The organism is Prevotella melaninogenica (genome assembly GCF_018127925.1).
Taxonomy (GTDB): domain Bacteria; phylum Bacteroidota; class Bacteroidia; order Bacteroidales; family Bacteroidaceae; genus Prevotella; species Prevotella melaninogenica_C.
On sequence record NZ_CP072348.1, the window covers coordinates 1176669 to 1191937 of the forward strand.

Sequence of the window (15269 nt, forward strand, 5' to 3'; positions counted from 1 at the left end):
TATTTTTTCGCTAAGCTCAAGGGAACTCCACCAACCATTCCGAATAGCTATGGGACTTTGATTTGTTATGCAATCTTATCCATGGTCATATGCCTTGTATGAAATTTCTGTTCGTTAGGTCAGATGTTTGCCATCAGCTTCCTTCAGATTTCACCTCACGATGAACACCCTCGCTTTTGACTATGTAACTCCCGCTATTAGGGCTTACTCGAGACTTCCACCCGTTAGATAATGCTCATGCCGAGCATACAAAAAGATAGCCTCACCTAAGAGGAAAAGGTGAGGCTATCCCTCCTACAAAGGAAGTAGGTGAGGGCTACTCTGGTACAGGCCCTGAGCTTCCCTCGCTGCCTCCAGCTTTAGGCGCAGGCTTAGCACCGAGGCTTTCTTCTTTCACCGTCTCATACGAGTTCTCGCGCAGCGCAGCTTTCAGTTCTACACCTGGCGTAAACGTTACGCGTGGTTTGATCGTCTCCGTCTTGAAAGCCTTTTCCGTTGCAGCTCCCTCGCTTGAAAGTGTCAAGCGCATCGTGCCAAATTCTCCCAACTGCACGCTAAAGCCATCGCGGAGGTAATGAGGCAGACAATCCATAAAGTTTGCCAGCACGTTTTCGATATCACCACGGGTCAGCGAAGAACGCCCTGCAATGTCATGCGCAATATCTCGCAGGTTCTTCTTCCCAAGATTTACAGGATTAGCATAATACTTTTCTTCTGTCCGCTTCTGCGGATTCTTTTTCTTTTGGAGTTTAATCTTCATAATTGTTTTGTTTTTAAAAGTAAATATTTAAGTTTTTACGGTATTTCCATTCCTCGGAAATTCTCACTCCCCTCATCTATTTCCACAGCCAAAGGGAAGCTTTAAAATTACCTACGGTCAGAAGAAAATTTTCCTTTGTGAAAAATTTCTTTCCAACCGTAGGTACGTAATTTTCTCACCGTAGAGAAATTTTCTTCCGACCCGTTAGAAATTTCTTGCTAACACGTTCCCTGTAAATTTCTAACAGGTTAGAAATTTTCTTCCAATGGGTTAGATTTTCTCTTGTCTCTCACCCTCCTTTATCCAGTTAGGCTCCTTCCCCTTTCGGGGAGGGTCGGGGTGGGGCTTTTAGGACTACTCAAAAGTGTCTACCCTCATCCCGTCGCTGCGATCGTTGTCGTAAATCCTGACGAAACCTCTGCCGAAATAGATGAACCACCCATAATCAGTTCTCCAGGAGACAGCACTAGACGACCAATACCAGCCGCGTCTGCCAATGTCGTCCAGATCACCAGTAGAGTAGTAGCGACCCCTAGCGGGTAGGTAAAAGTATTTGCCTGCGTCAGCTGCAGAAGGAAGAATCTCAGATGGGGTCCAAACTCGGCTGCTCCCAGATGTACGCCAATCTGTGCCGTCAACAGCAGTGTTACTGTTGTAACCGCTTATGTATGCCCTCTTCTTAAACCACATGCCACCTTTATATAAATGACCCATAGTGGTCCATAACTCGTCATTGTCCCAACGGGGATCGCCCTTGGCGGCGTACCACGTCATCTCGTTTACGTTAGGAAGATCTTTACATGAGTGGATGGCTGGATTGCTTACACCCCAACCTGGGTAACTCTCGTTGTAGTAACGAGGGTCGGTGTTGTTCTGGGCGTAGTTTGATGAACTGTTACCGTTAAGTGTTGGCTGGCCTACCCCTGCTGGCAAGTTCTTTGTCCATTCGAATCCTTTCCAGTATTGTTCCTGAGCGTCCCACATATAGTAATGGTCGCCGTCGTAATCCTTTACGTTAAGGTTTGCAGTGATATTATAATACTTGTTCTGGTCGTAGGTTGCTGATGCTAATGTCTTGGTTATTGTTCCCTCTGTACCTGTTGCAATATCCTTTACCCAATAACGTATCTTGAGTGTATGGGTGCCTGGCTTTATAACAACGTAAGAACCGTTGGTAGCGGCACTTGTGGAGTTGTTAGTTAAAGGAAAACCGTTAGCGTATGTTCCGCTACCCTTTGTTGTGAGGACAATCTGCTTGCCTGTACCAGTACCTGTGAGTTCGCCTGTTGTTGGGTTAAGGGTATATGTACTAGTGATGTCGTTGTCAGAGTTTATCTCTACCTTAGTCAAGTAACAGTCATGCAAGATTGTATTGCTGGTACGAGGCAAGAAGAGAAGATAAGCAGCCTTATGGTCTAAGGTGAAAGCAAACTGCTGTTTACCTGACACTTTAGTTGCCGTTGCCATTCCACAATCGCCTGCTGCACCGAAGTGAGTGGTTGTGTTTGGCTCTGATTGACTTTGGTTTGCAGAGATTGTTACTTGGTCTTGATTACCATTCTTACCAGGGTAATAAACCTCGTATGATGTGTGGGCGGTGTAAGTGCCAGGCACTCTGAACTTAAAGTTATCTGTCTTACCTGTTGGCGAGTTGCTACTTGCGTTCCATGTGCCGTTATCGTCCTTTACCCAAATCTTATCGCCTGCTTCCCAAAAGAACTTGCCATCGCTCTCCATTGAGGTGCGTGTCGTTGGGTCACCTGCTGAAAAGGTCGTCAGGTTCTTGTCGTTATCTGTGTTGTTTGGGGTCTGCGCTACGTCTTCATTGGCACAGGATGCAAACGCTAATGTGAGCCCGCAGAAAGCTGCGAATGAAAGCAGGCGGGTCTTGAATAATTTCTTTTTCATTGTCTGTTTCTTCTTTTTGTGTGATTTTGTTTTCTTTACTTGGTTAATAACTCTCTCTGTTAGTCTTCCCATGAAGAATCCTCTGTTGCTTCTTCGCTTTCAGTCATCCAGCTTGGAGCCTGCTTCGCATCACCAGAGGTGCCGCCTGATTGGGCTGGGTTGTGCTGACCGGGGTAAGACGTGTCCATTAAATAAGTGGTTTCGCTTACTTGAACTATCATGCAACGTGGTGCAGAATAATCCTTCTTTTCTTGTTTCTTTCTCATTGCTTTTTTGATTTGATTAAAAATAGTTGTTATCTACTCTCTATTATGTAGCTTCGTTGCTCACCTTTTATTATATACATCCTGATAAACTCATTATCTATTCCTCTTAACCGCTTGCCCTCTCCCTCTCTACAGGCAGACAGTGCGTTACCACTGCCTGCCCGAGAAATCAACGAGAGAAAACAAAATATTATGAGAGAATTACAATTATCTTTTGTGATAAAATCAGTGCTTAAAACGTTCTTATTTTGCTTTCTTGACAGCTCGCAAACGGACACAAAAAAGCGAACAAAGGAAACTTCGTAAAGTCCTTTGTTTACAAGGGATACGCCACGCTTCGCGCGCGCGTAGGATGAAAGAAAAAGTGTATGATTAAACGCTAGTAGCGCCTGTGTGTGTGTGTGTGTGTGTGTGTGTGTGTGTGTGTGTTAGCAAAATATCTGAAACTACCAAATATAAAGCACTAAAAAAGGCAAAGAAATCAAAGTTTCTTTGCTGTGCTAGATTCATCTGATATGTCATTGCTAATTTGTTCACGGGCGCAAAGGTAAAAAGAAAAGTTGGAATAAAAGAATAAAAGAAAAGAAAAGTAGTCCTACCTCCCCCCTCGCTCTCCTATAAAGGAGAGGAGGTGTGAAGAGTAGCAATTATAAAAGTGGGAGAAGGACTACTAATATTTTATGTTCTCATTACATAATATGCAACCAACGAAGAATATCGTTAAGGTTGGCAAATATCATAAGGAGGATTAGGATGGTTATACCTACATACTCCGCACGTACCATGAATTTCTCTGACGGTTTACGACGAGTAATCATCTCATAGAGAAGGAATACCACATGACCACCATCCAAAGCAGGGATAGGAAGAATGTTCATGAAGGCAAGCATGATACTCAAGAAGGCTGTCATAGACCAGAACATATACCAGTCCCAGAATGGAGGGAAAAGACTACCGATAGCTCCGAAGCCTCCAATACTCTTAGCACCATCTGCTGAAGCAAGATAACGGAAGTTACCAACATAGCCACGCAGCACGTTCCAACCATGCTTTATACCTGCAGGGAAACTCTCAAAGAAAGAGTATTCCTCCTGTACAGGCTTATAATAACTTGCCAATGTTGACTGTAAAACACCCAACTTCAAATCAGGTGTCAACATAAGTTTTAATGTATCGAGTTTTGCTGCGCCCTTATGCTGAACTGTCAGCACAACAGAACGAACTGCAAGAGAATCCTTATGGGTATTCTTCACTGCCAAGACATCACTCAAGACACCTGTCTGATAATTCATATCTGTCCATGTCTCAACTGGCTTTCCATTGATAGACTTAATGAGGTCGCCTGCCTTAATACCTGCTTTCGCTGCTGGTGTATCACCCAACACGCTATCCACCTGTGCAGGAATGAAAGGCTCTGCAAACAAAGGACGCGTCTTAATCATTGAGAGCATATCCAAATCACCAGGCAGAGTAATACTATGTTTCTTACCATTACGAAGAACATCCACACGCTTAGCCTGTGCTATCTGACGGAAGAAATCGCCATTCACATTGGCATACTCACGGAATGCGCCTTGATCTGTTCCCAACATTACATCGTGGTCTTTGAAACCTAAAGCCTTAGCCTCTGCATTGAAACGCATACCCATACTCATGTCAGACACCTTGAAATAGCTGTCTCCCCATACGAACATCACCATTGAATAAATGAAGAGAGCGAGGAGAAAGTTGACCAACACACCACCTATCATAATCAAAAGACGCTGCCAAGCTGGCTTTGTACGGAACTCCCATGGTTGTGGTTCCTGCTTCATCTGGTCGGTATCGAAGCTTTCATCTATCATACCAGAAATCTTGCAGTAGCCACCCAATGGCAGCCAACCCATACCATATTCCGTATCGTCTTTCTTAGGTTTCCAACTGAAGAGTTTACCTTTCCACTTACCGATGCCCACATCGAAGAATACGAAGAACTTTTCAACGCGAACGCCGAAAAGCTTCGCAAAGAACATGTGTCCGCCTTCATGCAGCAGGACAAGCAGAGAGATTGCCAGAACAAACTGGAGCAATCTGATCAGAAATGTTTCCATTATTTATCTATTCATTATTTATTATTCATAATCTCAAGTGCTACACGGCGTGCCTCAGCATCCGCCTGCACATATACATCATAATCTGGATTGCTATCAAAAGCAACCGTTTGCATTGCCTTCTCAATGATGTCGCCCATTGCCAAGAAACTACAAGCACCCTTACGGAAGCCTTCATTGACTATTTCGTTGGCTGCATTGACAATACAAGGCATATTGCCACCCTTATTGATAGCTTCGTATGCCATGGCTAAACACTTAAACTTCTCAACATCAGGTTCAAAGAATTCCAATGGTTGACGGAAGAAGTCTAACCTATCACCAGCTAACGGTAGACGTTGTGGAAAAGAAAAAGCATATTGGATAGGTAATCTCATATCTGGAACACCTAACTGTGCCTTTACACCACCATCACAGAACTGTACCGCACTGTGAACAATAGACTGAGGATGAACCAACACTTGTATCTTATCAGCAGGCACACCAAAGAGCCACTTAGCTTCTATCACTTCAAAACCCTTGTTCATCAAAGACGCGGAATCGATAGTAATCTTTGCACCCATATCCCATGTAGGATGCTTGAGAGCATCAGCTGCAGTGACATGCTTCAACTGTTCATGGGTAAAGGTACGGAATGGTCCACCAGAACAGGTGAGAAGAATCTTCTCAATCTCATTCGCATCTTCACCAACTAAGCTCTGGAAGATAGCGCTATGCTCACTGTCTACAGGCAAGATAGGCACGTGATACTGTTGAGCCAACTGAAGAATCAACTCGCCAGCTACGACAAGTGTCTCCTTATTCGCCAAACATATCTTCTTCTTTGCTTTGATAGCGTGGATTGTTGGAGCAAGACCCGAATAGCCAACCATCGCAGTGAGTACCATATCTATTGATGGTGACTCAACGATGTCTTCTAAGGCTTTACTACCAGCATACACCTTTATATCAGGCATATCAGCCAGTTCTTGCTTCAAAGGTTCGTAGTAAGCCTCATCAGCAATGACAACCGCAGCAGGATTAAAGCGACGAGCCTGCTCAGCAAGTTCCTTCCAACGATGATTAGCAGTGAGTGCATAAGCCTCATAGAGGTCTGAATGCTGACTGATAACATCAAGGGCTTGCGTACCAATGCTTCCTGTTGAACCTAATATACAGATTTGTTCTTTCATTAATTCTTTTAGTTTATGTTGCGAATCAGAGGTCAAGTAGTCCTGCTGGAATCCGCATCGTAATCGTCTGTGACGCTATGTCTGTCGCAACGATAAGTTCGTCAGTGGCAGGAATGAGTATTTCCTCGCCTTCAGGTGTACTCACCTCAAAGAGCGTATTGACTGTTGTTTCATCTACAGCAACAATCTTGCCAATCACATTATTCGTTGCTTCATCTAACAAGGAATAACTGACAATCTGCGCCCATGACACATCATCTGTCCCCTCCTCTGCCAACTTACGTGGGAAATAGACAATACATCCGGTCAGTTCGCGTGCTTGTGCATCGCTATTGATGTCACAAAACTTCATCAGGGCTATCTCATCAGAACGGAACCGATATTCCTCTATAAAGAAAGGAACAAGGATTCCGTCAATGTCCAATATTAGGTAATCGGCATCTACCACATCAAAAACGTCATCGGAGAACTGCAACTGCAACTCTCCGTGTACGCCATGCGGCTTCCCGATGCGCCCAATCTTATAGACTTCTTCCTTCTTAATCATCTTTTCATCTTATATCTGTAGTACTGATAAAACTACAACTTATTTCAATACAGAATTGTTTTTTTCTATAAAACGGTCGACCCTTTTGCCCAAAACCGTCTACCTTTTTGAGGAAAAAGGTCAACCTTTTTGCAAGAAAACGTCAACCCTTTTGCAAGAATAGGTCAACCCTTTTGCAAGAATAGGTCAACCCTATTTATCTAAAATCCACAACACACTCTCTCAAAGTGCGGTTTTAGATACGATGGGACTAACAAACCTCTGCTCGCTGAATCTTTGCACCAAGGGCATTGAGGCGTCCTTCGATGTTCTCATATCCTCGGTCGATTTGTACTATATTATCAATACGACTTGTTCCCTGTGCTGTCAGTGCTGCGATAAGCAGTGCAATACCCGCACGAATATCAGGACTTGACATACGACCCGCACGAAGTTTCTTGGCATTATCGTGACCAACAACTACAGCACGGTGAGGATCACAGAGGATTATCTGTGCACCCATATCAATGAGTTTATCCACGAAGAACAAGCGACTCTCAAACATCTTCTGGTGGAAAAGTACGCTACCCTGTGCCTGTGTAGCAACTACGAGCAGCACAGAGATAAGATCTGGTGTCAATCCTGGCCATGGCGCATCGCTAATGGTCATGATAGTTCCATCAATGAAAGAGTCTATCACATAGTGGTCCTGACGTGGAATGATGAGGTCGTCATTATCTACTATTATCTGTACACCGAGACGGTGGAAGGTGTCGAGTATCAATCCCAAGTTAGGAACGGACACATCCTTAATGCGAACACCATCACCAATCATTGCAGCAATACCAATGAAAGAGCCTACCTCAATCATATCAGGCAGGATTCTATGGTCAGCAGAATGCAATTCCTTCACGCCCTCGATAGTAATCAAGTTACTGGCAATACCGCTAATCTTTGCACCCATTGCATTAAGCATCTTACAGAGTTGCTGGATATAAGGCTCACAAGCTGCGTTGTAAATTGTTGTTGTTCCTTCTGCCAACACTGCTGCCATAATGATATTAGCAGTACCCGTAATAGACGCCTCGTCTAATAGCATATAAGTACCAACAAGCTTATCAGCCTGTATCTCATATACATCACGGTCTTCAACACGCCCAAAGTGTGCACCAAGATTCTTGAATCCAAGGAAGTGGGTATCCAAACGACGACGACCAATCTTGTCACCACCTGGCTTAGCTATCGTAGCCTTACCAAAACGACCCAACAATGGACCAATCATCAAGACACTTCCACGCAGAGAAGAGCACTTCTTCACAAAGTCGCTACTCTCTAAATAATCGAGGTTTACCTCGTCTGCTTGGAAAGAGAACTCATTAGGAGCAAGCTTCTTAACCTTTACACCAATATCCTGTAAAAGCTTGATAAGATTGTTCACATCGAGGATATCAGGAACATTACGTATGATAACCTCTTCTGATGTCAATAATGTTGCGCAAATCACCTCCAAGGCTTCATTCTTTGCACCTTGTGGAGCAATCGTGCCACTCAGCCGATGTCCACCTTCTATGATAAAGGATTCCATGTGTCGTTATTTTACTTTTTCTTCTTATTACGAGGCTGAGCAAACTCTCTCGCATTAATTTTCTCAAACTTGAATGTATCAAGGTCCAACTGAATCTTACCGTCTGTAAAGCGGGCAAGGTCAGATGCTATCTTCTCATCATCACAAGTACCATGTCCCCACTGCATCAGACTACGTTTCATCTGATTAGCAACCGAACGCACGAATGCATCACGACGTGCTCCAGGCTCCATTGTTTTCAATTCCTCAAAAGCCTCAAAGAGTAATCGCCCATAATGCCTTACTGGAATATTTGACATGGGATAGCTCATTGGTTCTGGCTTAGTAGCTATCTTCAAAGCCTCTGACACATCGCAAGGATAGTCAATATCCAACTCAAAGTTAGCCATCAATGCCAAATGATCCCAGAGCTTTTCCATGTGATCAAAGTTACCACGATTCTGGGCATTCATCCTATCCATAATGGAAATGATGGTTTCCGCACATCGCTGACGCTCTTCCTTTGTAGGAAGCCCAATGGCATAATCCACCATGTTTTGTATCTCTCGCCCATACTGTGGCAGTATGAGTCGTTCTCGCTGTGTGTTATAATCTAATCCTTCTATATTCATTGAATAGTGAATGTTACATTTTAAGTGATGACGTCAAGCCTTATTCTAAAGCCTAATCTACAGCAATGGCTTTGCCTGCTTAGCGACAAAGTCTTTAAGATAGAATGGAACGAAGTAAGCAACATCCTCAAACTTCTCTTGTGCAATACGCTTCTCTGCCAATGGGAACATATTCTTAGCCAAAGCATCAATACCCTTGATTAGGTGTGCATTAGGATGATTGATAATCTCCATACACTTCTCTGCACCATTACCAAAGAAGTAAACAGAACCACGATCAAGATATTCCTTGTAGGTATTCTCATCGACTACATCTGCCTGGATGCCACGTACTTCTTTCAAAGCACGATTATACACAGCAGAATAAACTTCCATACGGCGCGCATCAATCATTGGAATGAGAAGAGCATTTTCCTCAATCTCTTCATGATGAAGCAATACTGGTACAGCTAACAGTTCCAAGGTTGGCACTGCCAACAACTTTACTCCACGACCATAGCAGATTCCCTTTGCCATGGAAACACCGACACGCAGACCAGTATATGAACCCGGACCACTACTAACTGCCACTGCATCCAATGGCAAGTTATTATTATCAATGAAGGCAAGTGCCTCATCTACAAATGTTCCTAACTTTTCTCTATGCTTAGGATCGAGCGTATCTTGCTTATCGAAAATACAAGTTCCATCCTGACTTACTGCAACAGAGCACACATTTGTACTCGTATCAATATTTAATATACAAGACATAAAAATCAATTATGTTCTAAATAACTTGCAAATATACTCTTTTTATTCCACATTTTTTGTACATTTGCAAAAAATTAACGCGAAAAGCTCATGATACTATCAATGACAGGCTATGGCAAAGCTGTTGTAGCCTACAAGGAAAAGAAAATCAATGTTGAGGTGAAATCACTTAATAGTAAGTCACTCGACCTCTCAGCACGCATCGCACCCCTCTACAGAGAAAAGGAAATGGAAATCCGTCGTCTCCTTGCACAGAAGTTAGAACGCGGTAAAGTTGACTTCTCCTTATGGGTTGAAAAGGAGTCTACTGTTGACGCCACTCCTATCAACACTGCTCTTGTAGAAAACTATTATAAACAAATCAAAGCCATCTCTGCATCTACTGGTATCCCAGAGCCAGAGGATTGGTTTACAACGCTTCTTCGCCTACCTGACGTAACAGCAAAAACTGAAGTTGAGGTTTTAGATAACGAGGAATGGGAAGTAGCACAGCAGGCTATCAACGAGGCTATTGAAAAGCTCACCGAATTCCGCAAACAGGAAGGTGCGGCATTGCAGAAGAAGTTTACCGAGAAGATTGACAATATCGCTAATCTTTTGAAGAGCATCGAACCTTTTGAAAAGAGTCGTGTACCAAAGATTAGAGAAAAGATTATTGATGGTCTCAAACAGATTCCAGAGGTTGACTACGATAAGAATCGTCTTGAGCAGGAACTGATTTACTACATCGAGAAACTCGACATCAACGAGGAGAAGCAGCGACTGACAAACCACCTCAAATACTTCCATGAAACAATGAAAGAGAGTGGTCATGGTGTTGGCAAAAAACTCGGTTTCATCGCACAAGAAATGGGACGCGAAATCAATACCACTGGCTCTAAGAGCAATCAAGCAGAGATGCAAAACATCGTCGTTAAGATGAAGGACGAGCTGGAGCAGATTAAGGAACAGGTTTTGAATGCATTGTAAAGACCTCCCCCAGCCCCTCCGAAGGAGGGGAGTGCCTAACGGGATAAAGTTGGATAAAGGTAGTCACTACAATTGGAGATAATGAGGATATTGAAATAAGTGAGTAAACATACCTTCTTCTAAAATAAGGAATAGTATCGCAAATAAGAAACATCTCCTATGTCAAAATATTCATAGATTATCAAACAAACTAAGTCGTAGCTATGGAAAAGAAAGATAAAGGACACTATTATTTTGGAAACCTTCACTACTATACCAATGATGCTTCTACTTATCAGCTACTTTGTCAAAATGCAAAATATAATAGGAAACATCCTACTGAGGCAGAGGCACTTTTATGGGAATACCTTAGGGGAAAACAATTAGGTGTACGCTTTCGCCGACAACATCCTATCTATGACTATATCCCTGACTTCGTATGTCTTTCATTAAATCTTATAATAGAAGTTGACGGAGATTATCACCTCGCAGAAGAACAGAAATTAAGCGATGAAAAACGAGATGCTTACCTTATGGCTTTCGGTTTTCATATCATTAGATTCACCAACGAGGAAGTCCTGCACAATCTCAATAAAGTATTAAACAAAATAAAAACAGCTATGAACAAACTTTTATCTGAAAACAAATCAGCTAATATAACACCAGCAGCTAAAATACAGGAAAACACTTCCAACATCACATCGTCTTCTAACACGTCCCACGACTGTCCGTTAGGCACTCCCCTCCCTCGGAGGGGTGGGGGGAGGTTACTCATCCTCTCAGCTCCTTCTGGTGCAGGTAAGAGTACCATCGTTCAGTGGTTAATGAAAGAACATCCGGAACTAAAGTTGGCTTTTTCTATTAGTTGTACTACCCGTGCACCACGTGGTACGGAGCAGGATGGTGTAGAATATATCTTCCTTTCACCTGAACAGTTCAAAGAGAAAATTGCTAATGGAGAGTTCCTTGAGTATGAAGAGGTATACGAGGACCGCTTTTATGGCACGTTAAAATCACAGGTAGAGAGCCAGTCTGCAGCAGGCCAGAATGTTATCTTCGATGTTGATGTGAAGGGTGGCTGTAACATAAAGAAATTCTATGGCGACCGTGCTTTAAGTCTTTTCATCCAACCTCCATCAGTAGAAGAACTGCGTCGTCGCCTTGTTGGTAGACAAACTGATAGTGCAGAGGCTATTGAAAACCGCCTTGCTAAGGCTTCAGAGGAGCTTACCTTCGCTGAAAAATTCGATAAGATAATCGTAAATGACGATCTTGAGAAAGCAAAGCAAGAGACTTATGAGGTTGTTAAGGCGTTTTTAACATCTCCCCCAAAAACTAAATCATATAACGTCGCTATTCAAAAGAAGATAGGAATAACAGTAGTTCGAGATAATATAAGTCATACAGGAAAATACGAATCTATAGAATAGATAAAAAAACTCACCATGAAACCATCATCTCACTTCACTCCTATTAGCACTCCCCTCCCTTCGGAGGGGTTGGGGGAGGCTTCCATCGGCTTCTTTGGTGGTTCCTTCAATCCCATTCACAACGGACATATAGCTCTTGCCAAAGCCTTTCTTGAAAAAGAAAACTTAGATGAGGTGTGGTTTATGGTATCACCGCAAAACCCTTTCAAGGTGAACCAGCAGCTTTTAGCTGACCATCTCCGTTTGGAATTAGTGCGAAAGGCAATAGCCGATAACCCTCATTTTAAGGCTTCGGACTATGAGTTCCGACTTCCGAAACCTTCTTATACTTGGAACACCCTACAGCATCTCAGCCATGACTTCCCCACTCATCGCTTCACACTTCTCGTTGGTGGCGACAATTGGGAAGCCTTCGACCGATGGTATCATGCAGAGGATATCCTCACTCACTACCCTATCGTAGTCTATCCACGACACAACCAAAGAATCTCAGAAACGTCACTACCCCATGGCGTCACTATCCTTCAAACACCTTTTATTGATATCAGCAGTACAGATATACGCCAACGAGTAAGCCAAGGAAAAGCTATCGATGGTCTGGTACCTACGGCTATCATCTCTGATGTTCAATACTTATACTAAACTGTCTCACCAGAACGATTCACAATAGTAGTTTACCTAGTTGAATATGAAATAAACCTATACCTCTGTCTATACGCTTATCAACATCTCAAAACATACAAGCTATGACAACCACAAAAAAGTTCGCGAACAAATTCAAAAAAGTTCGCGAACTTTTTTGAATTTGTTCGCGAACTTTACATTGGATGTCTTAGACAAAAGAATTATATCTTTATTAATCTGCAGGAACTGGACCTGGATTTTCGTTCTTTTTCTCTGTCTTCTTTTCCTTCTTTGCTTTCTTTTCCCCTGGTGTTACCTGCTCAAAGGTAACATCGTTTAGCGTGAAATACTTACGAGAAGCAAGGAGTTTCACTACAGGCTTCTCAATGTGCTGTTGTGCACGAAACTGTTCGCCTTTCAAGACAGCCTTACTCTTAAACGAAGGAGTCAAAGTTCCAAGGTCGCCAAACTCTACGATGTCGCCATTGGCTACAATATCACGAGCGGTTTCACTTGCAAGATTTAGCACAGCAGCTACTTCTTGTGCGTCAAAGGTCGTTGACTTAGCAATACGTTCACAAAAGTTACGGAAATCTACGCGCTGCCTACCTGTCGGGCGAGCTACGATTACAGTCTTTCCAGCCTGCTTACCAATGTTTAACTTCTGCTCTTTTAAGATAAATTGAATAGGTTTGTTTGCCATATCATCTTTAAGGTGGTCTCTCTTTATGATAACTCCGTGGGCACGAGACCTTTTAGCCCACGGAGCATTTGTGAATGATATTATATCAGCTTGAACAGCCTTATAGAATGGTCTTAATTCCTTTTAGAATCTTCCGACTCATAACCCGAGAAATCGGAGTCGTTGTCTTCATCTTCAAAGAAGCCTGGCTTTGCCAATCCTTCACCCTCACCAACAGAGTGGGAACTGATAACAAATTGGGCGATGTTATCATCGGTTATCATTTCAATAGCCTTAGTGTTAGGGGCAATATACTGCTTTTTCATTGTCGTCTATGTTTTATTTGATTACTTTCTTTCCGTTAATGATATAGATGCCATGCGTTGGGTTAGTCACACGGCGACCTTGCAAGTCGTAAACAACATCCTCTTGAGGCTGTTTCGCATTGCTGATATTCTCTATACCTGTTGTCTGGCTGTTCTCGCGCGCTGCATCGAAATCAAAGAAAAGGGCTTCCTTAGAACGGGCGATTGATTCGTCTAAGCTCAAACCAGCACGATGAGCCGGCAATTTGATGGAAGCTCCACCGCGTGTACCTTGCTTGTAGAAGCCTATGCTTTGGTCACCATTCGCAAGTACATAGAATTTCTTTCCTGTGGCGGAGAACTCTTGTTCGGTAGCTGTTCCAACGAGCAGGTTACCTGTTACGTTCTCTTCTGTTCCTGTCACATTTGCTTGGTAAACAACCGTACTGTTAGCTGGACCTTGCAGAACGAAGCCCGTTTGCTTTGGGATAATCTTGCCTGCTCCAAAGGCTTTCACATCGGCTTGATCAGGAGTACTGATACTTCCGCTTGGCGTGCTACCTGTGATGATATATGCTGTACAGCCCGTAGGAACTTGGAAGTTCTCGTTCTCTAGATAATAGGTTGTGTAACCGGTTGCACCTATCTTGAGTTCCTCAACAATCTTATCCGTATAGCTTGACCAGTCTGATGCCGCCTTGAAAGCGAAGCTACGGTCCACTGGTACATGTATTTTTAATGTTGATTGTGTGCCGAATGGAGTTGTGCCAAGCGTAAACGGATTATCTCCCTTGATGTAGACGTCATGTGCTATATTGTAGACATAATCTCCAAGGCGTTCCAGAGAAGCAGGGATAACAACTTCGTCAAGGGGTAGTCCATCTGTCCAATTTGCATGAAAAGCATTATCACCAATTTCTCTGATTGTAGGAGGTAATACCGCTAAAGAATTGATATGGGCAGGAGATGATGTCATATAGTAACTTCCAAAGGCGTTTCTGTCTATATATTCTACTTGAGATTGCGCTAAACCATGTACTAAAGTATTAGTAACAAAAGCAATCTCACCAATCTTCTTTAATCCAGTGCTAGGCAACCATATATCACCTATACCAGAACTCCAAGTAAAAGCTGTTTGTTCTATTGAAGTAACTGTAGATGGGATATATACGTTTTGTATACTAACAGCTTGAAAACTTGTTCCATCGGGGGAGCCCAAATTATGGACCGTTGGTGGGAAAGTAAGTGATTTCATTTTAGAATAGCTAAAATCACCTATGGCAGTAACAACATAGGTTGTTCCTCCATAAATAACACTTGAAGGAATTATAACATCTATTGTCGGAGCATTTATCGTCCCCATGGCCTCAACTTCATTCTGCGATGCATCTAGATGCTTCTCACTTCCAGACAAGATTTTATAAGAAAAAGGAATTCCTTGTGAACTAGTTACCGTAAAGTCTGGCGTCACTTGTGCTTGTAATTTCAGAACAACCACAAGTAATAATAAAGTGGATAAAAGTTTTCTCATAATTTTGTTCATTATTTGATTAATATTATTGTCTTAAATCTGGTTTATCAACTAATTAAGTTGGGACACAAAAAAAGAACA

The 15269-nt window shown here is 42.7% G+C and carries 15 protein-coding genes; 3 read left to right on the forward strand and 12 right to left on the reverse strand.

The genetic code is table 11. From position 1 onward, the window contains the following. Positions 1-316: 316 nt before the first annotated feature. The 9 genes from J4861_RS10425 to tsaB all read right to left on the reverse strand — a co-directional run bounded on the left by J4861_RS10425 (position 317) and on the right by tsaB (position 9668). Positions 317-760 carry an HU family DNA-binding protein gene (locus J4861_RS10425; protein ID WP_211816773.1) on the reverse strand — a complete coding sequence of 148 codons (444 nt, stop codon included), beginning with the start codon at positions 758-760 and terminating at the stop codon, positions 317-319. A gap of 354 nt (positions 761-1114) precedes the next feature. Beyond that, positions 1115-2668 carry a hypothetical protein gene (locus tag J4861_RS10430; protein WP_211816774.1) on the reverse strand — a complete coding sequence of 518 codons (1554 nt, stop codon included), beginning with the start codon at positions 2666-2668 and terminating at the stop codon, positions 1115-1117. Positions 2669-2727: 59 nt separating this feature from the next. Then, positions 2728-2934 carry a hypothetical protein gene (locus J4861_RS10435; RefSeq protein WP_211816775.1) on the reverse strand — a complete coding sequence of 69 codons (207 nt, stop codon included), beginning with the start codon at positions 2932-2934 and terminating at the stop codon, positions 2728-2730. A 689-nt stretch (positions 2935-3623) separates the two neighbouring features. Further along, complete coding sequence (rseP, locus tag J4861_RS10440; RefSeq protein ID WP_211816776.1) at positions 3624-5024, reverse strand: RIP metalloprotease RseP; 1401 nt, start codon at positions 5022-5024, stop codon at positions 3624-3626. Positions 5025-5038: 14 nt separating this feature from the next. Beyond that, positions 5039-6196: a 1-deoxy-D-xylulose-5-phosphate reductoisomerase gene (locus tag J4861_RS10445; RefSeq protein ID WP_211816777.1), complete on the reverse strand. Its 1158-nt coding sequence runs from the start codon at positions 6194-6196 to the stop codon at positions 5039-5041. 25 nt (positions 6197-6221) lie between these two features. Then, positions 6222-6743, reverse strand: coding sequence for a ribosome maturation factor RimM (gene rimM / locus J4861_RS10450; protein WP_211816778.1), 522 nt, complete (start codon positions 6741-6743; stop codon positions 6222-6224). Between the two features lie 250 nt (positions 6744-6993). Beyond that, a complete protein-coding gene (gene murA, locus J4861_RS10455; protein ID WP_025836873.1) occupies positions 6994-8307 on the reverse strand; it encodes a UDP-N-acetylglucosamine 1-carboxyvinyltransferase in 1314 nt (437 codons plus the stop codon). A gap of 11 nt (positions 8308-8318) precedes the next feature. Further along, on the reverse strand, positions 8319-8918 hold the full coding sequence (locus J4861_RS10460) for a DUF4290 domain-containing protein (protein WP_211816779.1): 600 nt from the start codon (positions 8916-8918) through the stop codon (positions 8319-8321). A gap of 57 nt (positions 8919-8975) precedes the next feature. Beyond that, positions 8976-9668: a tRNA (adenosine(37)-N6)-threonylcarbamoyltransferase complex dimerization subunit type 1 TsaB gene (gene tsaB, locus J4861_RS10465; RefSeq protein WP_211816780.1), complete on the reverse strand. Its 693-nt coding sequence runs from the start codon at positions 9666-9668 to the stop codon at positions 8976-8978. Between the two features lie 90 nt (positions 9669-9758). Here tsaB and J4861_RS10470 point away from each other — a divergent pair, with 90 nt between their 5' ends. From J4861_RS10470 to nadD, 3 genes are all read left to right on the forward strand, one after another. Beyond that, positions 9759-10637 (forward strand): YicC/YloC family endoribonuclease, encoded by an 879-nt coding sequence (locus J4861_RS10470; protein WP_211816781.1) that lies wholly within the window; start codon positions 9759-9761, stop codon positions 10635-10637. 203 nt (positions 10638-10840) lie between these two features. After that, the gene (gene gmk, locus J4861_RS10475) at positions 10841-12046 is read left to right on the forward strand and encodes a guanylate kinase (protein ID WP_249110834.1); all 1206 of its coding nucleotides are present in this window, start codon (positions 10841-10843) and stop codon (positions 12044-12046) included. A gap of 15 nt (positions 12047-12061) precedes the next feature. Next, on the forward strand, positions 12062-12688 hold the full coding sequence (gene nadD, locus J4861_RS10480; protein WP_211816782.1) for a nicotinate (nicotinamide) nucleotide adenylyltransferase: 627 nt from the start codon (positions 12062-12064) through the stop codon (positions 12686-12688). 214 nt (positions 12689-12902) lie between these two features. Here nadD and J4861_RS10485 read toward each other — a convergent pair whose 3' ends face one another. The 3 genes from J4861_RS10485 to J4861_RS10495 all read right to left on the reverse strand — a co-directional run bounded on the left by J4861_RS10485 (position 12903) and on the right by J4861_RS10495 (position 15188). Continuing rightward, the gene (locus J4861_RS10485) at positions 12903-13373 is read right to left on the reverse strand and encodes an HU family DNA-binding protein (RefSeq protein ID WP_211816783.1); all 471 of its coding nucleotides are present in this window, start codon (positions 13371-13373) and stop codon (positions 12903-12905) included. A gap of 113 nt (positions 13374-13486) precedes the next feature. Continuing rightward, entirely contained in the window at positions 13487-13678 is a 192-nt protein-coding gene (locus J4861_RS10490) for a hypothetical protein (protein WP_211816784.1), read from the reverse strand. Positions 13679-13691: 13 nt separating this feature from the next. Further along, positions 13692-15188: a leucine-rich repeat domain-containing protein gene (locus tag J4861_RS10495; protein ID WP_211816785.1), complete on the reverse strand. Its 1497-nt coding sequence runs from the start codon at positions 15186-15188 to the stop codon at positions 13692-13694. Positions 15189-15269: the final 81 nt, after the last annotated feature.